Source organism: Mycobacterium sp. E2989 (genome assembly GCF_001667595.1).
In the GTDB taxonomy this organism is placed as follows: domain Bacteria; phylum Actinomycetota; class Actinomycetes; order Mycobacteriales; family Mycobacteriaceae; genus Mycobacterium.
In genome coordinates, this window is the sequence record NZ_LZJX01000006.1 from 123670 (window position 1) to 144695 (window position 21026).

A 21026-nucleotide genomic window follows, 5' to 3' on the forward strand; every position below is an offset into this window, starting at 1 on the left:
GTCGTGCGACGGCCCGCTCGCCGGCTGTGCAGGCACGGGCATGGCCGCAGGTCGGGGCGCAGCCGTCGGCTGGGAGGCTTGGTGAACGGGCAGAGAGGTCACATGCGCGGGCTGATCGGGAGCGCGCTGGTCAGCTTGGCCGCCACGGCACTGGCCCTCGGCTTGCTGGCCTCACCGGCGGCGGCGTCTCCGATCGGCGACGCCGAGGCCGCCATGATGGCCGCGTGGGAGAAGGCGGGCGGCGACGGTTCGCCCCTGGGACCCCGCAAGGGCGATGTGTACCCGGCCGGTGACGGTTTCGAGCTGAATTTCGACGGCGGCAAGATGTTTTTCACCCCGGCGACGGGCGCCAAATTCGTCTACGGTCCGATCCTGGACAAATACGAGATGCTGGGCGGTCCCGCCGGCAGCGACTTGGGCTTCCCCGCCATCAATGAGGTGCCCGGCCTCGCCGGACCCGACAGCCGGGTGGCGACCTTCTCGGCGAGTGACAAGCCGGTGATCTTCTGGACGCCCGACCACGGCGCGTTCGTGGTGCGCGGCGCGATCAACGCCGCCTGGGACAAGCTCGGCAGTTCCGGCGGCGTGCTCGGGGTCCCGGTCGGCGATGAGACGTACAACGGCGAGGTGTCCGCGCAGAAGTTCAGCGGCGGTCAGGTCTCGTGGAACAGGCAGACGAAGCAGTTCACCACCGAACCGCCGGCGTTGGCCGACCAGTTGAAGGGCCTGCAGGTGGCGATCGATCCCACCGCGGCCATCAACATGGCGTGGCGCGCCGCCGGCGGACCGAATGGGATGCTGGGGGTCAAGAAGGGCGCGCAGTACCCGATCGGCGGCGACGGGATCGTCCAGGACTTCGCCAACGGGAAGGTGTACTTCAGCCCCGCCACCGGCGCGAACGCCATCGAGAGCAACATCCTGGCCAAATACGACGCGCTGGGCGGGCCGGCCGGCAGCGATTTGGGTTTCCCCACCGCCAACGAATCCGACGGCGGCATCCCGTCCAGCCGCGTCGTCCCCTTCTCCGGTGCCGACAAGCCGGTGATCTTCTGGACGTCCGAGCACGGCGCGTTCGTGGTGCGCGGCGCCATGAAGGCGGCGTGGGACAAGCTTCGCGGGCCGACCGGCAAGCTGGGCGCGCCCGTCGGCGACCAGGCCGTCGACGGCGACGTCGTCTCCCAGCAGTTCACCGGCGGCAAGGTCTCGTGGAACCGGGCGAAGAACACGTTCAGCACCGACCCGGCCAATCTGGCGCCGCTGCTGTCCGGCCTGCAGGTCTCGGGGCAGAACCAGCCGAGCAACTCGGCGATGCCCAGCCACGCCAAGAAGTTCACCTGGCAGTGGTGGTGGCTGCTGGCCGCCATTCCGGTGCTCGTGCTGATTGTCCTGGCGGGATTGCTGGCCCTCGGCTGGCGCCGGCGCCGCGCCGCCCGCGCGGACGTCGGCTACGAGCCCCACCGCGACCTCGATGCCGGTTACGACGCCGCGGGCGACCAACACTGGGGACGCGACGAAGTCGCCACCGACCACTTCGCCCGCCAGCCCGAAGCGGCCGATGCCGAGGGCGGCGGCCGGGTGAGCTGGCGCCGGGGCGGTGCGGACGAGGATTCCTACCGGGCCGACGAGGATCCCGACGCGGTGGACACCGACTCCTTCGCCGCCGTCTCGCCGGCCACGTTGGCGGAGGCCGGCTACCCCGAGGCCGAATCCGATTACGCCGAGGCCGAACCCGGTTACGCCGAATCCGGCTACCCCGAGTCCGAATACGCCGAATCCGACTACGCCGAACCGGATCACGCCGAACCCGGCTACGCGCAAGCCGACTACGCCGAGTCCGATTACGTCGAAGCCGAGTACGTCGACGACGTGCCCGAGCCCGCCTACCCGGAGCCCGTCCGGGCCGACGATGACTACGTCGAGGCCGAATACCTCGACGTCGCCGTGCCACACACGCCCCCGGACACCGAATTCGAGCCCGGCGTCCCCGAGGCCGGCGCCCCCGAGGCCGAGTACCCGGACGTCGCCGTACCGCACGTCCCGGCGGACGTTGGCGATGCCGTGGAAGATGCCGTGGAAGATGTCGAGGCCGACGCCGTGCCCGCGGCCCCGGCGGCCGAACAGCGCGGCGGGCGGCACGCGGCCGCGGAGGACGAGGACAGCGGAGCCGGGGCCGGCCCGGCCGGGCGCCCCACGATCCACCTACCGCTCGAGGACCCCTACCAGGTGCCCGAGGGCTACCCGATCAAGGCGAGCGCCCGCTTCGGGCTGTACTACACGCCGGGCAGCGAGCTCTACCACGACACGCTCGCCGAACTCTGGTTGTCCAGCGAAGAAGTGGCGCAGGCCAACGGCTTTCACAAGGCGGACTGACCCCAGCCGCCGGCTATACCTTGCGGATCACCGTGACGACCTTGCCGAGCACGGTCGCGTCATTGCCGGGAATGGGATCGAACGCCGGGTTGTGCGGCATCAGCCACACCTGACCGCCCGCACGCTTGAACGTCTTGACGGTGGCCTCCCCATCGAGCATGGCCGCCACGATGTCGCCGTTGTCGGCGACGTTCTGCTGCCGAACCACCACCCAGTCGCCGTCGCAGATGGCCGCCTCGACCATCGAGTCCCCGACGACCTTGAGCAAGAACAGCGTCCCCTCGCCGACCAGCTCGCGCGGCAACGGAAAGACGTCCTCGACGGCTTCCTCGGCGAGGATGGGTCCGCCGGCCGCGATGCGGCCCAGGACTGGAACGAACGTCGGCTCCGGAAGGGCATCCGAACCGGCGACTTCCGTGGCCGGTGCCGCCATCTCGTCGTCGGCGCCGCGGACGTCGACCGCCCGGGGACGGTTCGGATCGCGGCGCAGGTAGCCCTTGCGCTCGAGGGTGCGCAGCTGATGGGCCACCGAAGACGTCGACGTCAGGCCGACGGCGTCGCCGATCTCCCGGATGCTCGGCGGGTAACCGCGGCTGGTGACCGACGCGCGAATGACGTTCAAGATGGTGCGCTGCCGTTCGGTCAGCGTCGAATCCACGGCGTGCAGCCGACCGTCCGTGCCCGCCGATGAGGTGTCGTTGCTGTCGCTCATGGCACTGAATGTAACCCCACCGGGCCCAAGAATCAAACATGTGTTCGACTAGCGTGTCGGGATCCTACCGACTCCGCCAAAACGGCGTCTGATGTCTTGAATCACAAAGGTGTAACTCTTCGACGGATCGGGTATTTCAGCCGCATGTCAGCTCTAGCGCCCACGGACTTGTCGGTGGGGTGGTCTAGCGTTCGACTCGTGCGACACGCTTCGCTCACATGTTCGGAGTTCGAACACACGAGCGATACAGTCGAACAGCTGAGCGAAGAATAGTTGACCGGAGGAACGCAGATGACAACCATCCACACGCTGGCGCCGCGTACCAGCAACCCTCGGCGTCCGGTCAACGGACCGGTCCAGGGGCTTCGCTACGGCCGGGACGGCCTGGCCCGCTCCCGTAGGCCCGGCCCGACGCGCCCGGCCGGCGCGCCCACCCGCTATCACGGCACCGGGGTCGCGATGTCCGGCGCGCCGCACCGCAAGCGGCCCGTCACGGTGACGACCACCATCTGGCTCGCGCTGGCCGCCGGCGCCATCACCCTGTGGCTGGGCCTCGTCGGCAACGTCGGCCAGGTGCTAAACGGCGACTCGGGCAGCTCGGCCGCTCACGTCCCGGACCGGCTGGCCGTCGTCCGCGTCGAGGCGGGGGAGTCGCTGCAGGATGTCGCCCACCGGGTGGCACCCGGCGCGCCGGCGCGCCAAGTCGCCGACCGCATCCGCGAACTCAACGACATGAACTCGCCGGCCCTGGTGGCCGGCCAGACCCTGATCGCCCCGGTCGGCTAACGGCGCGAGTACGCTCGAAGTGCTGCGGTACCTGGATGTCGGCACGGCGAAGGAGCGGTCATGCATTGCCCGTTCTGTCGCCATCCCGATTCCCGGGTGATCGATTCGAGGGAAACCGATGAGGGGCAGGCCATTCGGCGCCGCCGATCGTGCCCCGAGTGCGGGCGGCGTTTCACCACCGTGGAGACGGCGGTGCTCGCCGTGGTCAAACGCAGCGGAGTCACCGAACCCTTCAGTAGGGAGAAGGTCATCAGCGGTGTCCGCCGGGCCTGCCAGGGCCGCCAGGTGGACGACGACGCGCTGAACCTGCTGGCCCAGCAGGTCGAGGACACGGTGCGTGCCGCGGGTTCCCCCGAGGTCGCCAGCCACGAGGTCGGCCTGGCCATCCTCGGCCCGCTGCGCGACCTCGATGAGGTGGCCTACCTGCGGTTCGCGTCGGTGTATCGCTCCTTTGAGTCGGCGGACGACTTCGAGCGTGAGATCCAGGCGCTGCGCGAACACCGCCAGGTGACGACGCCGACCTGACGGCACGGCGGGCTGCGTCGTCGCCGGGCTAGTCTCAGTTTCATGCCCCCCGACTTGCATCCCGATATCGCTGCCCTCGCACCGCTCCTGGGGACGTGGGCGGGTCAGGGCTCGGGCGAGTATCCGACGATCCAGCCCTTCGACTACCTCGAAGAGGTCGTGTTCTCCCACGTCGGCAAGCCCTTTCTGGCGTACGCCCAAAGGACCAAGGCGGTGGCCGACGGCAAGCCGTTGCACGCCGAGGTCGGATACCTGCGCGCGTCGCAGCCCGGTCAGGTCGAACTGGTGCTCGCCCACCCGAGCGGCATCACCGAAATCGAGGTGGGCACCTTGACGGTCAGCGACGGTGTCATCGAAATCGAGCTGTCCACAACGGACGTCGGACTCACGCCCACCGCCAAAGAGGTGACCGCGCTGGGCCGCACCATCCGCGTTGACGGCGACGAGCTGTCGTATTCGGTGCGGATGGGCGCTGTCGGGCAGCCCCTGCAGCATCACCTCAGCGCGGCGCTGCGCCGGCAGGCCTGAGCGCGGCCTGCGGTCAATCCAGTTGCCTCACACCGTCATTGACGACGCGTCCGGCCACCCCGACCCAGCCCTCGGCGTTCCACGTCGTCTCGATGACCGACCCCCTGCCCTGGGTCACGTGCAGGTCTCTGCTGAGGTAGTCGGTGATCCGCATCGCGGCCGAGCCGGTCGCTTCGTCTTCCGGCACACCGAGGTTCGCGAAAAAGCCGCGGGAGCGCAGGGCTCCGGCTTCCCGGTCGGTCCAGGCCCACAGGTAGTGCGCCGTGTCGTCGGGGAAATCGCCCGGGTCGGCGGCGAGAAGCTCGTCGGCTGAACCGAATTCGTGCAGGGCGACCTCGGGCGCCCAATCCGAGCGCGCGCTGACGCGCGTGCGGTCGCCGGCGTAGCTCACCTGCACGAGACCGGCCGGCACGTGCAGCGTGTTGATCGGCGTGCCGTTCTCCCGTAGCCACCACGACGCGCCGACGGTGGGGTGCCCGGCGAATGCGATCTGGACCCGCGGCGTGTAGATGGTGGCGTGCGCGGTGGTGGAACCGGCGGCGGGCAGGTCGACGAAAACCGTTTCGCTGTAGCCCAATTGGGTGGCCAGCCGTTGCCGGTCGGCGGGCTGGACCTGAGCGGCATCCACTACGCCGAGCGGATTGCCGAAATTGCCCTCCGCGTCGGTGAACACCCGCAACACCGTGACGTCGATACCCATGGCCCGACTGTACGACCCCCGGCGGGGCCGCATCGAGCAAGGTGGTTCAGGTGGCGCTGCGTTCGTCGGAACCCATCGCGTTCAGCACGGCGACGCGCGTGGGCGCGGGACCGCTGACGGCCTTCTCCCCGCCGCCGCTGCGGAGCAGCGCGCGCAGGGCGGCCTGATCGTATTCGGCGGGCGCGGTGGTGTCGATGAAGCGTTCGACCACGTCGATGAAGCGGGCCGGGTCGTCGTGGAACGGGAAGTGTCCGGAGCCTTGAAAGATCTCCAGGCGGGAGCCGGGCATCGCGGCGTGTGCCATCCAGGCGTGCCGGACCGGGACGACCACATCCTTGGTGCCCCAGACGATCTGCACCGGGATGGCCTCGGTCAAATAGCATCGGTCGAGCATGGTGACGATCTGCCCGCGCCAGTCGACCACCGCCCGCAGGGTCCGGCTGAAGGCCGCCGAGGCCGTCGGTTCCGGCAGATCGTCGAGGATCCGCAAGACGTTGGGCAGGTCGCGGCCCAGGCCGGTCGAGCCGATCGCCAGGCCCGCTATTCGCCCGGCCAGCTGCACGGCGGGCAGCACGAGGGGGAGCCGCAGCAGGGCCAGCGCCTCGCTGCCCATCGGCAGCGACGCGAGCCGCAGCGCGACGTTCACGTCCTTGGTGACACCACCCGCGGCGACCAGGATCAGCCGGTCGACCAAATGCGGGAACTGGTAGGCGAATTGCATGGCCACGCCGCCCCCCAGCGAATGCCCGACGACCGTCACCCGCTCGATGTCGAGGACGCTGAGCAGGTCACGCATCCCGTTCGCGTAGGCGGCGACGGAGTAGTCGGCGCGCGGTTTGTCGGATCGCCCGTGACCGAGCAGGTCCGGGGCGATGACCGTGAACCGCTGAGCGAGCTTGGCCTGCACGGTGTTCCAGGTGGTGGAGTTGTCACCGATGCCGTGCACCAACAGGATCGCCGGCCCGTCACCGGCGATGCGGTAGGCCCGCTTGTAGCCGTGGATGGTGCGGAATTCCAGCCGGGGCGCGGTGACCTCACGCACCGGGCGGAGAGTGCTCTTGCGCTTCCGCTCGGTCATGTCGCCAACCTTGGTGTCGGGCCTAGGGCCGTGAAAAGGTCAGACCTGGTCGTCGTCGTCGCGCTTCTTCTCCGCCTGCTGGGCGAGGAATCGCTCGAACTCTGCACCAAGCTCGTCTCCGCTAGGCAGGTCCTCGTCGCGAGTTAGTAACGACCTGTTCTCCTGAGCGTCGATGAAGGCATCGTACTGGCGCTCGAGCGCCGTCACCACTTGGGCAACCTCCGCGCTCGCCTCGACCTGCTCGTCGATCTTGGTCCGGATCACCGCCGCTGCTTCGGTCAACGCCGTCAGCGGCAACTCGAGCGACGCGATCTTGGCCACCTGCTCGAGCAACGCCTCGGCGGCGGCCGGGTAGTCGGTCTGGGTCAGGTAGTGCGGCACGTGCACGGTGTAACCGACGACCTCGTGACCGTGTTGGGCCATCCGGTATTCCAGCAGGTTGGACGCGCTGCCGGGGACCTGGATCTCGGAGATCCACGGCGTGAACTCGGCGATCAGCTCGGGCTTGTTGGAGTGCGCGGTCATCGTGATGGGCCGCGTGTGCGGTACCGCCATCGGGACGGTGCCCAGGCCGATGGTCTGACGCACATTCAGCCGTTCGGCCAGCAAGCGCACGGCGGTGATGAAGCGCTCCCACTTCAGATCCGGTTCCATGCCGGCGAGCAGCAGGAACGGGGTGCCGATGGTGTCGCGCAGCGCGTACAGGCTCAGTTCCGGCTCGTCGTAGTTGGTGAAGTGATCGGTCTTGAAGGTCATCAGCGGGCGCCGCGACCGGTAGTCCAGCAGCTCGTCGATGGCAAACGACGCGACGAGCTCGGTGTCCAGGGCCGCCTTCAGGTGCGACGAGGCCAGCCGGATGGCGTGCCCGGCATCCGAGAACCCCTCCAGCGCGTGCACCAGCACCGGGCCCCGGCCGTCCGACGTCGACAACTGCGGCGCCGGCAGCTCCAGCTCGTACATCCCGGCCTGTCCCTGCGGGTCCTGTTCGTCAGCCATCACCGCTCGCCTCCTGTCGGGGGTGTCGCCAGCGTGCCCTACCAGTGTCCCCCGAATCACGGGACACCAATATCAAACAGCGGTGTGAAGTTCGCGTTTCATCCGGAGGCGAACATCTTTCGACGTCGGCCGGACGAGCGGGCAGGCGCGCGACGCGTGGGAGTCGGCCCGCTGAGCGGGCGTCAGGCATGATGAAACCGATGCGCGTACCGACCGTGATGCTGTGCCTGGTGGTCGCCGTGGCGACGTCGGTGACGTCGTGCAAGCGGCCGCCCGGCGACCGTGCGCTGGTCCCGTCGCCGTCCCCCGCGCGCAGCAGCACACCGGTGCAGCACATGGGTCAGCCGCAGCAAAAGGCGGTGGCGGCGCCGGTGGACCCGGACAAGCGCGTCGGCGCCATCTTCATCGACGGCGGGCCGCTGCACGTCTGCACGGGTTCGGTGGTGCATTCGACGGGCGGGAACCTGATGATGACCGCGGCGCACTGCCTGGCCGGGGCCTCGCAGATCACCTTCGTGCCGGGGTTCGCCGGCGACGCGCCGCCCGCCCCGGCCGACGTGTGGAAGGCCGACGCGGTCTACCTCGACCCCCGCTGGTCGGCCAGCAAGGATCCCAACGCCGACTATGCGATCGCGCGGCTCAGCAACGACGCCGGGGGCTCGGTGGAGTCGCGCGCCGGCCTGGCGCTGACCCTGGGCAAAACGCCGCCGCCCGGCAGCCACGTCACCGTGATGGGCTATCCGGCCGGCGTGGGTGGCGCGCCGATCGGGTGTCAGGCCAGCACGTCGTTGACCGAGGGCGGGTTCCCGTCGTTCCCGTGCGAGGGGCTGGTCGACGGCACCAGCGGCGCGCCTTGGGTCAGCGGCACCATGCTCACCGGGGTGATCGGTGGTTTCGAGCGCGGCGGGTGCGCCGCGAACGTGTCGTATTCGGCGCCGTTCGACGCCCAGACCGCGCAGTTGCTGGCCCGCGCCGAGGCGGGCGGCCCCGGCGACCCGCTTACCGGCCAGCTCGACGACAGCTGTTAGCTGCGGAACTGGTTGAGCGCGCGCACCTTGTTCATCACGTCGAGCGCGGCAACCTTGTAGGCCTCGGAAAAAGTGGGGTAGTTGAACACGGCGTCCACCAGGTATTCGACCGTGCCGCCGCAGCCCATGACGGCCTGCCCGATGTGCACCATCTCGGTGGCGCTGGTCCCGAAGATGTGCACGCCCAGCAGCTTGAGGTCGTCGGTGGACACCAGCAGCTTGAGCATGCCGTAGGAGTCGCCGGCGATCTGGCCGCGGGCCAGTTCCCGGTACCGGGCCACCCCGACCTCGTAGGGGATCGCGTTCTTCGTCAGCTCGACCTCGGTGGCCCCCACGTAGGACACCTCGGGGATGGAGTAGATGCCGATCGGCTGCAGTTCGGTGATGCCGTCGGTCGGCTCCCCGAAGGCGTGGTAGGCGGCCAGCCGGCCCTGCTCCATGGACGTCGCGGCCAGCGCGGGGAAGCCGATCACGTCGCCGACGGCGTAGATGTGCGGCACCTTGGTCTGGAAGAAGTCGTCGACGAAGATCCGGCCGCGGTTGTCGGCCTCCAGCTCGGCGTTGTGCAGGTCGAGGTGGTCGGTCTGGCCCTGCCGCCCGGCGGAGTACATCACCGTCTCGGCGGGGATCTGCTTGCCGCTGGCCAAGGTGGTGACCGTGCCCGCCGAGCCGACGTCGACCGCGGTCACCTCCTCACCGAACCGGAACGTCACGGCGAGGTCGCGCAGGTGGAATTTCAGGGCCTCCACGACCTCGGGGTCGCAGAAGTCCAGCATGTCGCTGCGCTTCTCCACGACGGTGACCTTGGTGCCCAGCGCCGCGAACATCGAGGCGTATTCGATGCCGATCACCCCGGCGCCGACCACCACCATCGAGGTGGGCAGCGACTTGAGGTCGAGGATCCCGTCGGAGTCCAGCACCCGCTCCTCGTCGAACTCGACACCGGACGGTCGCGCCGGCCGGGTGCCGGTGGCGATGACGATGTGTTCGCCGGTGACCGTTAGCTTTTCGCGGCGGGACGGGTCTTCGACCTCGATGGTGTGCGGGTCGAGGAACCGCCCGTGGCCCAGCAACAGGTCGATGCGGTTGCGCATCAGCTGGTTGCGCACCACGTCGACTTCCTTGCCGATCACGTGCTGGGTGCGGGCCAGCAGGTCGGCCGGCGTGATCTTCTCCTTGACCCGGTAGCTCGCGCCGTACAGTTCGCGCTGGCTCATCCCGGTGAGGTAAAGCACGGCCTCGCGCAACGTCTTTGACGGGATGGTGCCGGTTTGGACGCACACGCCGCCGAGCATCTGGCCCCGTTCGACGACCGCGACCGACTTGCCGAGCTTGGCCGAGGCGATGGCGGCCTTCTGCCCGCCGGGCCCCGAACCGATGACCACCATGTCGTACTCTTGCGCCGAACCCATGCGAACAACAGTAGATCAGCACAACTCACAGTGCTGGGTTCATTCACAGGCCCGGGATCCGACCGGTTCCCGCGAGCACCGGCTGACGGTGCGGGCCACCAGCGTGGTCCCCATGACGACGCATCGACCCGACTTCAAGCTCAACCGACCCGGCGCACTCATCGCCGCACTGCCGGCCGTTCTCGGCTTCGTTCCCGAAAATTCATTGGTCCTGGTGTCTTTGGACCGTGGCGAGCTGGGAGCCGTGCTGCGGGTCGACCTCTCCGATGAACTCGCGGCCCGGGTGGGACACCTGGCCCGGGTCGCCGCCGCCGCCCGGCCCGACGGCGCCATCGCGGTGATCGTCGACGCGGACGGGGCGGACTGTCCCTGCTGTACCGAGGAATACCGGCAGCTGTCCGAAAACCTGGCGAAGTCGTTGTCGGACAACGATATCGAGCTGTGGGCCACCCACGTGGTGGACCGGGTCGCGGCCGGGGGGCGCTGGCACTGCGTGGACAACTGCGGCGCGAGCGGCCTCGTCGACGATCCGTCGGCCTCGCCGCTGGCGGCCGCCGCGGTGCTCGACGGCAGGCGGCTCTACGCGCGGCGCGCCGACCTGCAGGCGGTGATCGCGGTGGATGACACGGCGCGCAGCGGCGCCTTGGCCGGCGCCATCGACCGGCAGGAGGGCAGGCGCCGGGCGGCCCACCTCGCGGACCCGGCCCGCTGCGCGCGCGCCGACGTCAAGCAGGCCATGGCGGCCGCCTCGCGGGTGGCCGCCGGCCAGGCACTGTCCCGGGCGCAGCTCGCGAACCTGAGCTGCGCGCTGGGCGACGCGCAGGTGCGCGACATCTTCTACGCCCTGGCGGTCGGCGAGAGCGCCGGCGCGGCCGAGTCGTTGTGGGCGCTGCTGGCGCGCACCCTGCCCCCGCCCTGGCGGGTCGAGGCCCTGGTCCTGCTGGCGTTCAGCGCCTACGCCCGCGGCGACGGTCCGCTGGCCGGGGTGTCGCTGGAGGCCGCGCTGCGTTGCGAGCCGGAGCATCGGATGGCAGGGATGCTGGACACGGCGTTGCAGTCGGGGCTGCGGCCGGAGGACATCCGCGAATTGGCGCTCACCGGCTATCGGCTGGCCAAACAGCTGGGTGTGCGGTTACCCCCGCGGCGGCCGTTCGGCCGCCGCGCGTGCTAGACCTTCTCGACCTTGACCGCGTGCGCCATCTCGTGCGGCAGGGTGACGTTCTCGTGGCCGGGGATGACGATGGTGACCCCGGCGGGACCGGTCTCGACGGTCACCCGGGCGTTGGGGACGACGCCGGCGTCCTTGAGGCGGGTGATCAGGTCGATGTCGCCCTGCACGTGCTCGGTCAGTTGGCGGACGACGACGGCCACCGGCGAGCCGGGCGGCAACTCGGTCAGCCGGACCAGGTTGGCGTCGTCGGCACCGGAGTCGGGGCCCACGCCCAGGTCCAACAGCCCCGGGATCGGGTTGCCGAAGGGGGAGGTGGTCGGGTGGTTGAGCACCTTCACCAGCCGCCGTTCGACGTCCTCGCTCATCACGTGCTCCCAGCGGCACGCCTCGGCGTGCACTTCCTCCCAGGGCACCCCGATGACGTCGACGAGCAATCGTTCGGCCAGCCGGTGCTTGCGCATGACGGCGATGGCCAGCGCCCGGCCCTTGTCGGTGAGCTCGAGGTGGCGGTCGCCGGCGACGTGGAGCAGCCCGTCGCGCTCCATGCGGGATACGGTCTGGCTGACGGTCGGCCCGCTCTGCTCGAGGCGTTCGGCGATGCGGGCACGCAGCGGCGTCACGCCCTCTTCTTCGAGGTCGTAGATGGTCCGCAAGTACATCTCGGTGGTGTCAACCAGGTCGTTCATTCAGCACCCTCCATCGACGCCGAGTCTACTTGGCCAGCTGCGCGAATGGGTGTAACGCTTCCCCGACAAGCAGTATGCCCGCCGCGTGTGCGGCGGGCATACCGTCTGCTACCTAGCTCGGGCGGCGATCGCAGGCGCGGCGGGAGCCGGGCGCCGCGGGTCGCCGCGATCTCTTACGTTGCGGCCTCAGCTTGCGTACGACCGTAGCCGGTCGGCGCGCTCGCCGTGGCGGAGTTTGGACATCACGTCCCGCTCGATCTGCCGGACCCGCTCACGCGACAGCCCGAACAGCTTGCCGATCTGGTCGAGGGTGCGTGGCTGACCGTCGTCGAGGCCGAAGCGCAGCCGGATCACCTGATGCTCGCGCTCGTCGAGAGTGGCCAGCACGCTGCGGATGTCGGTGTGCAGCAGCTCGGCGATCACCGCGTTCTCGGCCGACATCGCCTCGGCGTCCTCGATGAAATCGCCCAGCGGCGCTTCCTCTTCGGAGCCGACCGGCATGTCCAGGCTCACCGGGTCGCGGCTGTGCTCGAGCAGGTCGTTGATCTTCTCGACAGGAATGCCGGACTCGGCGGCCAGCTCCTCGTCGGTGGCCTCCCGACCCAGGTTCTGATGCATCTCCCGCTTGATCCGGGCCAGCTTGTTGACCTGCTCGACCAGGTGCACGGGCAGCCGGATGGTGCGGCTCTGGTCGGCCATGCCGCGGGTGATGGCCTGACGAATCCACCACGTCGCGTACGTGGAGAACTTGAAACCCTTTGTGTAGTCGAACTTTTCCATCGCGCGGATCAGCCCCAGGTTGCCCTCCTGGATCAGGTCCAGCAGCGGCATCCCGCGACCCGTGTAGCGCTTGGCCAGCGACACCACCAGGCGCAGGTTCGCTTCGAGCAGGTGACGCCGCGCCGCCGCGCCGTCGCGCACGACGGCCTCCAGGTCGCGTCGACGGTTCTCGCCCAGCCGCTTACGGGTTTCGAGCAGATGCTCGGCATACAGCCCGGCCTCGATGCGCTTGGCAAGTTCCACTTCGCCCGCGGCGTTCAACAGCGCCGTCTTACCGATGCCGTTGAGATATACGCGCACGAGGTCCGCGGCCGGGCTCTGAGCATCCAGATCGCCGTCAAATCTGCTCGTGCTGGCGTTCGCCATAGCGACCTCCCGTTCGGCTTGTACTGTCATAGAGTTCAACGACAGATCAGCCCTGAGAGTTCCCAGGCCCTTGCCATCTCACACGTCTTGACGTGCAGAAATGTGCCGCCGACCTGAGAATGTCCTGAGAAGTCGGGGGGACGCCCTTATTGGCTACGGAAAGACGTCGCCGCCGGGGCCCGGGGGCCAGTCCGGTTGCGGCTGGCGGCGCGGCTCGAGCGCCGGGCGCTCGGCCGTCGGGAACAGCGGGGTGCGCCGGTGGGCGTCGTCGAACCGCCGGGGCTCCTCGGAGCGGCGCGGCGGCCGGTCGTTGGCGATCAGCACCGCCATCCACGGCAACGGCACCGACACCGCGACGATCGCCAGCGAGATCAGACCGTTGTGCCAGGCGCCGTAGGCGACGGCGGCCAGGATCAGCGCCGGAATGCGGAACGCCATCAGCGTCAGGTATTTACGCACCCGCGCGCGGTGCTGCTCCTCGTAGGACTGGGCCGCGCCGGTGATGAGGACTGGCCTGCCATCGTCGTCGAAACCCAACTCAGAGCGCTTCATATCTCCCCGCGCCTCTTTTCTTTCTGCGCCTCATTTTCCACTGTCCCACACCCGAGGAATTCCGGCAGGAGCGAGTCACGGGGCACAATGTCAGGTATGCAGACCCAGACGATCGAACGCACCGAGACCGACGAACGCGTCGACGACGGGACCGGCAGCGATACGCCGAAGTACTTCCACTACGTCAAGAAGGACAAGATCGCCGAGAGCGCGGTCATGGGCAGCCACGTGGTGGCCCTGTGCGGCGAGGTCTTTCCCGTCACCAAGGCGGCCAAGCCCGGCTCACCGGTGTGCCCGGACTGCAAGCAGATCTACGACCGGATGAAGAAGGACTAGGCCCGGCCCTCACAGCGTCGCGCTGTCGGGCGCCGGCTCCGGCTCCGGCTCCCGCTCCGAAACCATTGACCGCTTCAGCACGGGCACGCGGTGTTCCAGCCACTTGCGCAGCCGGTGCGCGTGCGTCTTGGGCGCCGGGAACTCCTCCTGGATCGCGGCGTTCAGCTCGGCGCCCAGCATCACGGCGAATCCGCCGAAGAACGCGAACAGCAGGAACGCTATCGGGGTGGCCAGCGCGCCGTAGGTGTAGCCGGTGCTGGTGATCCACCGCAGGTAGACCCGCAGGCCCAGAGTGGCGATCAGGAACACGGCGGTGGCGAGCACGGCCCCGAAGATCAGGCGATGCGTCGGCAGGGGCTCGGGCAGCGCCACCCTGTACAGGATCACCACCCCGACCAGCAGGCCGAGGATGAGTGCCGGGTAGTAGCCGTAGCGCAGGACGTTTTCCAGGCTGTCCGGGATGTGCTCGCTCACCTTGCGCGGACCCACCACCAACACCGGCGCCGCGCACACCACGAAAACCAGCATCACCACGTACAGGAACAGGGCGAACAGCCGCTGCCGCACGGGATGCCGCAGCGGGGTCTGGTCGTGCGCCTCCACGACGGCGTCGACGTAGGCCGAGATCGCCGACGATCCGGCCCACATCGAGATGAGGAACCCGACCGACACGACCTCGCCACGGGCGTTGGCGGTGACGTCCCGGATGGTCGGCTCGATGATCTCGTTGACGACGCTGGGCGAGAAGAAGCTGCGGATCGCGGAGATGATGCTCTTCTCGATCGACATCATCGTGTCCGGGCCGAACAGCGGCGCCACGTAGGCCAGGCTGCCCAGGATCCCCAACAGCAATGGGGGGAGCGACAGCGCCGACCAGAAACCCGCCTGCGCCGACTCGGAAAAGATGGAGTCATCCCAGCTTTTGGAGATGGTCCTCAGAGTGAGTCGCCACATGTGATGGCGGGACGGTTTTGCGATTTGATCGCTCATACCCGTCCAGCATTACCGAAGACCGCCGCACTCAGCCACATTGCCCACGGGTGAGTTGGGCGCAATCAGCTCCCGCTGAACTCCAGGACGGCCGACAGCTCGGTCAGTTTCGCCTCGTGCTCGTTGGCGTGGTGCTGGCAGAAGAGAAGCTCGGCTCCGGAAGGCAGCTTGGCGCGGACTCGAGCCGCGGCACCGCAGCGATCGCAGCGGTCCGCACGGGTTAGCTCGGGACTGGTCAGAGTTGCATTCATGGCTTCTCCGTTCTTGCTTTTATTCACTCTCTCAGACGTATGGGGTTTTCGCGTTGTTCCCCGATCGTTATCGGGTGTGTCGTTTCTCACGGCCTGTAAACGTTTGGTTTCGGCGAACTTTCTAAGCTGATCATTCGTGGCTTTCGCTCCTGAAGTGCTGGTACATCTGTGCGGCCGCGACGCGTGGTCGCGGGCCCGCGCCACCGGCGAGATTCGTCCCGACGCGTCCGGCGGTGGTGAGTTCATCCATCTTTCGGCCCCCGAACAGGTCCACCTGCCGGCCAACCGGCTCTACCGCGGGCGCGATGACTTGGTGCTACTGACCATCGACCCGGCGAGGCTGAACTCCGAAGTGCGTTGGGAGCCAGGCGTAGCAACGGACCCGGAGGCGATGCTGTTCCCGCACCTGTACGGTCCGTTGCCCATCGACGCTGTGATTCGGGTCACCGATTACCGGCCGGGCGCCGACGGCACGTTCGCGCCGGCGGGGGAGTCCACGTAGGCGTCGGCCTCGATCTCGACCAGGAGCTGGGGCGCTATCAGCGCGGACACCTCCACCATGGTGGCCGCGGGCCGGATGGCGCCGAAGACCTGCGCGTGCACCGCCGCGACGTCGCGCCACCGGGACATGTCGGTCACGTAGACGCGGGTGCGGACCACGTCGGTCAGCGACGCACCCGCTTCGTGCAGCGCAATCTCGATGCGGTGCAAGGCATCTCGGGCCTGAGCCGCGATGTCTGGCCCGGCGCCGGTCGTTCCGGCCACGGCCACGTGCGGGCCGACCCGGACCGCGCGCGAATAACCGACGGCCGATTCGAACTCGGAGCCAGACGAGACCAGTGTGCGATTCATGGCCGTCACCGTACGACGGTGGCGCCGCCGACGCGACGGGTTTTCTTCTGCGGCTGAGCGCCCTTGTGCGGCAACCGGTTCGGTGGGAGGACGGCTGGCTCTGTAGTTGGATGATCGCGCACCGGCGAAAAGAAAGTGTCCCCTTAGGTGCTCGTGGTTGCCCTAGGTCGATGAACGCAGCCCGAAGGACGGGCCGCGACGACCCAAGGAGATCACCATGAAGAACGCCACCCGCAAGCCCACTCGCATCCACTACGCCGCCGCGCTGTTTGGCGCGCTGGCCATTGCCGCGTTGGCCCCTGCCACCGCTTACGCCGAGCCCAATGGGTCCTCTGGCCCGAGCGGCGGCTGCCACTACACCGACCCTGACGGCTACGACATCCCGATCGATGAGGGCCAGGGCGTGATCGTCGGGGGCAAGCTCGTCACCTGCACGGGCGGGAAGACGGTGGTCACCGATGCGCCGGCGCGCACGAACCCCCATCGACCGGTGCCGCCGAGCCACGCACCCGTGTTGACCCGGAAAATGTAAGCGACGCAACGACATTGAAGCCGTCACGGCCGTCGGGCCCGCCACCGGGAAATCCGGTGGCGGCTGACGCCTCGTATGTTCTGGGTGCCTGGGACTCGCCGCGCGGACGGTGAGTGTCAGTCCAGGTAGTCGCGCAGCACCTGGGAGCGGCTGGGGTGGCGCAGCTTCGACATCGTCTTGGACTCGATCTGACGGATGCGCTCGCGGGTCACGCCGTACACCTGGCCGATCTCGTCGAGCGTGCGCGGCTGGCCGTCGGTGAGGCCGAAGCGCAGCCGTACCACGCCGGCCTCGCGCTCGGACAGCGTCTCGAGCACGGACTGGAGCTGGTCCTGCAGCAGGGTGAAGGACACCGCGTCGACGGCCACCACGGCCTCGCTGTCCTCGATGAAGTCACCCAGCTGGCTGTCGCCCTCGTCGCCGATGGTCTGGTCCAGCGAGATCGGCTCGCGCGCGTACTGCTGGATCTCGAGCACCTTTTCGGGCGTGATGTCCATCTCCTTGGCCAGCTCCTCGGGCGTGGGCTCGCGGCCCAGGTCCTGCAGCAGCTCGCGCTGGATGCGGCCCAGCTTGTTGATCACCTCGACCATGTGAACCGGGATGCGGATGGTCCGGGCCTGGTCGGCCATCGCGCGGGTGATCGCCTGGCGGATCCACCACGTCGCATAGGTGGAGAATTTGTAGCCCTTGGTGTAGTCGAACTTCTCGACCGCGCGGATCAGGCCCAGGTTGCCTTCCTGGATCAGGTCGAGGAACGCCATGCCCCGGCCGGTGTAGCGCTTGGCCAGCGACACCACCAGACGCAGGTTGGCTTCCAGCAGATGGTTTTTCGCGCGATCGCCGTCGCGGCAGATCCACATCATGTCGCGGCGCTGAGCGGCGGGCAGCTTGTCGCCGCGCTCGGCCATTTCGCTCATCAGCTGGGTGGCGTACAGGCCGGCCTCGATCCGCTTGGCCAGCTCCACCTCTTCCTCGGCGTTGAGCAGCGCCACCTTGCCGATCTGCTTGAGGTAGGCGCGGACCGAGTCCGCGGAGGCGGTGAGTTCGGCGTCCTTGCGGGCCTGGCGCAGCGCCTCGGATTCGTCTTCGTCCCAGACGAAATCGCCGGAAGCCTTGTCCTTCTCGGAGGGCTCGGCGATCTCCTCGTCCTCCTCGGCGGCGGCCTCGCCGGCCGCGGCGACCGGGGCGGCCGCCTCCTCGCTGTCCTCGGCGTCGGCCGGCTCGATCTCCGCCTCGTCGCCGTCGGCCGCGACGTCGTCCTCGAGGTCCTCGAGGTTCAGGTCGCCGGCGTCGATCTCCAGGTCGTCGCCGGGCTCAGCGTCGAGTTCGGCGTCGTCGAGATCTTCGACGGCCTCCAGTTCGACCTCGGCGTCCGCCGGGGCGGCCTTGGCCGCCTTCGTTCCGCGGCCCGACGGGGCCTTGGCCGCGCGGGGCTTCTTGGCCTCGCCGGCGGCCTCGGGCTTGGCCGCCCGGGCCGGCGCCTTGGCGGCGCGCTTCGCGGGGGCGGCGGCGTGCGCGGCCTTGGCCGCGGGTCGCTTGGCGGGGGAGGGCGAAGACTTCGTCGCGGTCCGTTTTACCGGCGCATCGGTTGCCGCGCTTGCCTTGGTGGCTGCCACTTACACCCCTTCGTTTGGGCTCACCTTCGGTGGGTATTGGGCATGGTTAACCGAAAGTGTCTGCTATGTCGATGTCGGCGTTGGATCAGCGTCGGCATTCGTACGCTGTCGGTCGGGCGGTCGCCGATGACCATTGTAACGACAGTGAGCGGCCGAACGGCTCTGCCGGGGAAAATCAGTGGGTCACGTCGGAGGTCGAGGCCATGGCCGCGCCCACTATCCCGGCGGTGTTGAGCAGGGCCGCGGCCACCACCGGGGTGCGGTTTTCCAGCAGCGGCAGCCACTTGTCGGCCTTGCGGCTGATGCCGCCGCCGGCGATGAACAGGTCCGGCCACACCGCGTTCTCGATCGCCACCAGCACCCGGGTGACCTGCTTGGTCCACTTTTCGTAGGTCCAGCCGTTGCGCTCCTTGACCGACGACGCCGCCCGCAGTTCGGCCTCCTTGCCGCCGACCTCGAGGTGCCCGAACTCGGTGTTGGGTATCAACGTGCCGTTGTGAATGACGGCCGAGCCGATTCCCGTGCCGAACGTCAGCAACACCACCAGGCCGGACTGGTTGCGGCCGGCCCCGTAGTGTTCCTCGGCCAGCCCGGCGGCGTCGGCGTCGTTGAGCACGGTGACGTCCTGGCCGTTCAGCTCGGCGCTGATGATGTCGCGGGCGTTGGTGCCGATCCACGCCTTGTCCACGTTGGCCGCCGTCTGGACGACGCCGTGGGTGACGACCCCGGGATAGGTCACGCCGAGCGGGCCGGTCCAGCCGAACGCGTTGACCACCTCGGCGATGGTCTTGGCGACCGCGGCCGGGGTCGCCGGCTGCGGGGTCAACAGCTTGACCCGTTCGCCGATCAGCTGCCCGGTGTCCATGTCGACGATGCCGCCCTTGATGCCGCTGCCGCCGACGTCGATGCCGAATCCCCGACGCTGTGGGCTGCCCCCGGCGGGGCCGGTGCGGGGCGTGTCCGTGGTCGAGTCGGTGCTGGTCATCGGAGCTCCTGGGCGTGGCTGCGGCTGTCCGCCCACCTTAGCCCGGCGCCAATGTGGCCACGGGGTATCTGCGCCGCCGCGCCGCCTGTGATGCGATAGACCGGTGAGCCGAGGAGATGACGAGCCCGCCCGGTTGCGCACGGTGGCCGAGTCGCTGGCCACGGAAGCGGCCGCGTTCGTGCGCCGTCGTCGCGCCGAGGTGTTCGGTGCGGGCTCGACGGTCACCGGCGGCGGGGCGGTGCGCTCCAAGAGCACCCCGACCGATCCGGTGACCGTCGTCGACACCGAAACGGAGCGCCTGCTGCGGGAGCGGTTGGCCGAATTGCGCCCGGGCGACCCGATTCTCGGCGAGGAGGGCGGCGGGCCGGCCGACCCGGCGGGCACCCCCGCCGACGCGATCACCTGGGTGCTCGATCCCATCGACGGCACGGTGAACTTCGTCTACGGCATCCCGGCGTACGCGGTGTCGGTCGGTGTCCAGGTCGCCGGGGTGTCGGTGGCGGGCGCGGTCGCCGACGTCGTCGGCGGCCAGGTGTACTCGGCGGCAACCGGCCTGGGTGCGCATGTCAGCGACGGGCAGGGGGTCAGACCGTTGCGGTGCGCCGCGGTCGACGATTTGTCGATGGCGTTGCTGGGCACCGGTTTCGGCTACTCACGGCAGCGCCGGGCGACGCAGGCGGCGTTGTTGGCCCGGCTGCTGCCGCTGGTCCGCGACGTTCGCCGGATCGGTTCGGCGGCCCTGGATTTGTGCATGGTCGCGGCGGGCCGGCTCGACGCGTTCTACGAGCACGGCCTGCAACCGTGGGATTGCGCCGCGGGTGCGCTGATCGCCGCCGAGGCCGGCGCGCGAGTTTCGTTGCCGGCGAACGACATCGAGGGTGCGGGCCTGGTGCTGGCCGCCGCGCCGGGGATCGCCGACGAGCTGCTGGCCGCCCTGGACGACATCGACGGGCTGGACCCGATCCTCGATTGACGTCAGCAGGCGCTGCCGTGAATCTTGTTGAGCAGCGCGGGATCCGACGGCTCGGTGGCGCCGGGGCGCAGGGCGGCCAGGGCGGCGTCGATGTCGTCGTTGTGGGCCAGGGCGGTGAAGTCGGTCCCCAAAGCCAGGTCGACGGAGTCGTCGGCGCGGTTGTCGTTGAACAGCTCCATGCACGGCGCCACCAGCCAGACCGTCGCCGCGGAGGCCTGTCCGGCGGTGCCGAAGCGGATCTGCCCCTGGCAGGTGAGCCGGGCGCCGGCGTACAGCGGATCGTTGGCCGCGGTCGGCTGGGCGAACCCGAGGTCTTTCAGCGCGCCCGCGACGTCGCCGGCCTGCCCGCCGCGGCCGCTGGCGTTGAGCACGCGGACCTTGGTGTCGCCGAGCTTGGCGGGCGTGACGTCCATCATCGCGCTGCGCGACACCTGCTCGCCGAGCTGAGCCGTCCCCGAGCCGCTCGGCTTCGGCGGCGGGTTGCACACCGCGACCTCGTGCACCTTGGCCGGCCGGGTCAGCGCGATGGTCCACACCACCGCCGTCGCCACGACCAGGAAAATCACCACCACGATGGCGGGCCGGGGATTGCGTCGCCGGAAGGGCCGACCGTGCTTGTCGAAGGCGGTACCCTCGGTGATTTGTGCGACCACAGGTGCACTCTAGTCGCACCCTAAACGCACTGTTCAAAGGCGAACGCAAGGCCCAGAATGAGTGTGTGACGTAAATCACACATTAACGGACCGTGATCCGGGCACGAATCATTTGGTGGATGCGTTCGACGCTGGTACAAAGCGATGC

The 21026-nt window shown here is 68.9% G+C and carries 24 protein-coding genes; 10 read left to right on the forward strand and 14 right to left on the reverse strand.

Annotated features, from left to right (window positions below):
- Positions 1-102 precede the first annotated feature (102 nt).
- Complete coding sequence (locus tag A5680_RS01565; RefSeq protein WP_067815373.1) at positions 103-2370, forward strand: hypothetical protein; 2268 nt, start codon at positions 103-105, stop codon at positions 2368-2370.
- Positions 2371-2383: 13 nt separating this feature from the next.
- On the opposite strand, the gene lexA is transcribed toward A5680_RS01565, so the two are convergent.
- On the reverse strand, positions 2384-3082 hold the full coding sequence (lexA, locus tag A5680_RS01570) for a transcriptional repressor LexA (protein ID WP_055401680.1): 699 nt from the start codon (positions 3080-3082) through the stop codon (positions 2384-2386).
- 291 nt (positions 3083-3373) lie between these two features.
- Between lexA and A5680_RS01575 the strand changes: the two genes are divergently transcribed.
- From A5680_RS01575 to A5680_RS01585, 3 genes are read left to right on the forward strand one after another with little or no spacing between them, the layout of a single operon-like run.
- Positions 3374-3868: a LysM peptidoglycan-binding domain-containing protein gene (locus tag A5680_RS01575; RefSeq protein WP_067815376.1), complete on the forward strand. Its 495-nt coding sequence runs from the start codon at positions 3374-3376 to the stop codon at positions 3866-3868.
- A 60-nt stretch (positions 3869-3928) separates the two neighbouring features.
- On the forward strand, positions 3929-4393 hold the full coding sequence (gene nrdR / locus A5680_RS01580) for a transcriptional regulator NrdR (protein WP_055401676.1): 465 nt from the start codon (positions 3929-3931) through the stop codon (positions 4391-4393).
- Between the two features lie 42 nt (positions 4394-4435).
- Positions 4436-4921 (forward strand): peroxynitrite isomerase, encoded by a 486-nt coding sequence (locus A5680_RS01585; protein ID WP_067815379.1) that lies wholly within the window; start codon positions 4436-4438, stop codon positions 4919-4921.
- A 13-nt stretch (positions 4922-4934) separates the two neighbouring features.
- Here the strand turns inward: A5680_RS01585 and A5680_RS01590 are convergent, their stop codons facing one another.
- The 3 genes from A5680_RS01590 to A5680_RS01600 are packed head-to-tail and all read right to left on the reverse strand — an operon-like array spanning position 4935 to position 7695.
- On the reverse strand, positions 4935-5621 hold the full coding sequence (locus A5680_RS01590) for a PhzF family phenazine biosynthesis protein (RefSeq protein ID WP_067815382.1): 687 nt from the start codon (positions 5619-5621) through the stop codon (positions 4935-4937).
- A gap of 46 nt (positions 5622-5667) precedes the next feature.
- A complete protein-coding gene (locus A5680_RS01595) occupies positions 5668-6699 on the reverse strand; it encodes an alpha/beta fold hydrolase (RefSeq protein ID WP_055401670.1) in 1032 nt (343 codons plus the stop codon).
- Between the two features lie 39 nt (positions 6700-6738).
- On the reverse strand, positions 6739-7695 hold the full coding sequence (locus tag A5680_RS01600; RefSeq protein WP_055401668.1) for a proteasome assembly chaperone family protein: 957 nt from the start codon (positions 7693-7695) through the stop codon (positions 6739-6741).
- 188 nt (positions 7696-7883) lie between these two features.
- Between A5680_RS01600 and A5680_RS01605 the strand changes: the two genes are divergently transcribed.
- Positions 7884-8723, forward strand: coding sequence for a serine protease (locus tag A5680_RS01605; protein ID WP_067815385.1), 840 nt, complete (start codon positions 7884-7886; stop codon positions 8721-8723).
- On the opposite strand, the gene sthA is transcribed toward A5680_RS01605, so the two are convergent.
- On the reverse strand, positions 8720-10135 hold the full coding sequence (gene sthA / locus A5680_RS01610) for a Si-specific NAD(P)(+) transhydrogenase (protein ID WP_055401664.1): 1416 nt from the start codon (positions 10133-10135) through the stop codon (positions 8720-8722). The two genes, A5680_RS01605 and sthA, sit on opposite strands and share 4 nt — an antisense overlap.
- A 112-nt stretch (positions 10136-10247) precedes the next feature.
- Here sthA and A5680_RS01615 point away from each other — a divergent pair, with 112 nt between their 5' ends.
- Entirely contained in the window at positions 10248-11306 is a 1059-nt protein-coding gene (locus A5680_RS01615; protein WP_067815513.1) for a DUF4192 domain-containing protein, read from the forward strand.
- Here the strand turns inward: A5680_RS01615 and A5680_RS01620 are convergent.
- The 3 genes from A5680_RS01620 to A5680_RS01630 all read right to left on the reverse strand — a co-directional run bounded on the left by A5680_RS01620 (position 11303) and on the right by A5680_RS01630 (position 13690).
- The gene (locus A5680_RS01620) at positions 11303-11992 is read right to left on the reverse strand and encodes a metal-dependent transcriptional regulator (RefSeq protein WP_055401662.1); all 690 of its coding nucleotides are present in this window, start codon (positions 11990-11992) and stop codon (positions 11303-11305) included. The genes A5680_RS01615 and A5680_RS01620 overlap by 4 nt on opposite strands.
- A gap of 186 nt (positions 11993-12178) precedes the next feature.
- A complete protein-coding gene (gene sigB, locus A5680_RS01625) occupies positions 12179-13168 on the reverse strand; it encodes a sigma-70 family RNA polymerase sigma factor SigB (RefSeq protein WP_082459793.1) in 990 nt (329 codons plus the stop codon).
- A 123-nt stretch (positions 13169-13291) separates the two neighbouring features.
- Positions 13292-13690, reverse strand: coding sequence for a DUF3099 domain-containing protein (locus A5680_RS01630; protein ID WP_067815388.1), 399 nt, complete (start codon positions 13688-13690; stop codon positions 13292-13294).
- 96 nt (positions 13691-13786) lie between these two features.
- Here A5680_RS01630 and A5680_RS01635 point away from each other — a divergent pair, with 96 nt between their 5' ends.
- Complete coding sequence (locus A5680_RS01635; RefSeq protein WP_055401655.1) at positions 13787-14026, forward strand: DUF3039 domain-containing protein; 240 nt, start codon at positions 13787-13789, stop codon at positions 14024-14026.
- Between the two features lie 9 nt (positions 14027-14035).
- Here the strand turns inward: A5680_RS01635 and A5680_RS01640 are convergent, their stop codons facing one another.
- Both A5680_RS01640 and A5680_RS24960 read right to left on the reverse strand, forming a co-directional pair.
- Positions 14036-15016 carry a YihY/virulence factor BrkB family protein gene (locus tag A5680_RS01640; protein ID WP_067815391.1) on the reverse strand — a complete coding sequence of 327 codons (981 nt, stop codon included), beginning with the start codon at positions 15014-15016 and terminating at the stop codon, positions 14036-14038.
- Positions 15017-15081: 65 nt separating this feature from the next.
- A complete protein-coding gene (locus tag A5680_RS24960) occupies positions 15082-15267 on the reverse strand; it encodes a hypothetical protein (RefSeq protein ID WP_082459792.1) in 186 nt (61 codons plus the stop codon).
- A gap of 136 nt (positions 15268-15403) precedes the next feature.
- On the opposite strand from A5680_RS24960, the gene A5680_RS01645 reads away from it, so the two are divergent.
- Positions 15404-15769, forward strand: a complete 366-nt coding sequence (locus A5680_RS01645) for a DUF952 domain-containing protein (protein WP_067815393.1) — start codon at positions 15404-15406, stop codon at positions 15767-15769.
- Here the strand turns inward: A5680_RS01645 and A5680_RS01650 are convergent.
- Entirely contained in the window at positions 15718-16119 is a 402-nt protein-coding gene (locus A5680_RS01650) for a RidA family protein (RefSeq protein WP_067815395.1), read from the reverse strand. The two genes, A5680_RS01645 and A5680_RS01650, sit on opposite strands and share 52 nt — an antisense overlap.
- A 217-nt stretch (positions 16120-16336) precedes the next feature.
- Between A5680_RS01650 and A5680_RS01655 the strand changes: the two genes are divergently transcribed.
- Positions 16337-16651 carry a hypothetical protein gene (locus A5680_RS01655; protein WP_055401647.1) on the forward strand — a complete coding sequence of 105 codons (315 nt, stop codon included), beginning with the start codon at positions 16337-16339 and terminating at the stop codon, positions 16649-16651.
- Positions 16652-16767: 116 nt separating this feature from the next.
- Here A5680_RS01655 and A5680_RS01660 read toward each other — a convergent pair whose 3' ends face one another.
- Both A5680_RS01660 and ppgK read right to left on the reverse strand, forming a co-directional pair.
- Positions 16768-18267, reverse strand: a complete 1500-nt coding sequence (locus tag A5680_RS01660; RefSeq protein WP_067815398.1) for an RNA polymerase sigma factor — start codon at positions 18265-18267, stop codon at positions 16768-16770.
- A 175-nt stretch (positions 18268-18442) separates the two neighbouring features.
- Positions 18443-19252 carry a polyphosphate--glucose phosphotransferase gene (gene ppgK / locus A5680_RS01665; protein WP_067815401.1) on the reverse strand — a complete coding sequence of 270 codons (810 nt, stop codon included), beginning with the start codon at positions 19250-19252 and terminating at the stop codon, positions 18443-18445.
- A 103-nt stretch (positions 19253-19355) separates the two neighbouring features.
- On the opposite strand from ppgK, the gene A5680_RS01670 reads away from it, so the two are divergent.
- On the forward strand, positions 19356-20225 hold the full coding sequence (locus A5680_RS01670; protein ID WP_067815406.1) for an inositol monophosphatase family protein: 870 nt from the start codon (positions 19356-19358) through the stop codon (positions 20223-20225).
- A 2-nt stretch (positions 20226-20227) separates the two neighbouring features.
- On the opposite strand, the gene cei is transcribed toward A5680_RS01670, so the two are convergent.
- Positions 20228-20878 carry an envelope integrity protein Cei gene (gene cei / locus A5680_RS01675; RefSeq protein WP_055401639.1) on the reverse strand — a complete coding sequence of 217 codons (651 nt, stop codon included), beginning with the start codon at positions 20876-20878 and terminating at the stop codon, positions 20228-20230.
- Positions 20879-21026: the final 148 nt, after the last annotated feature.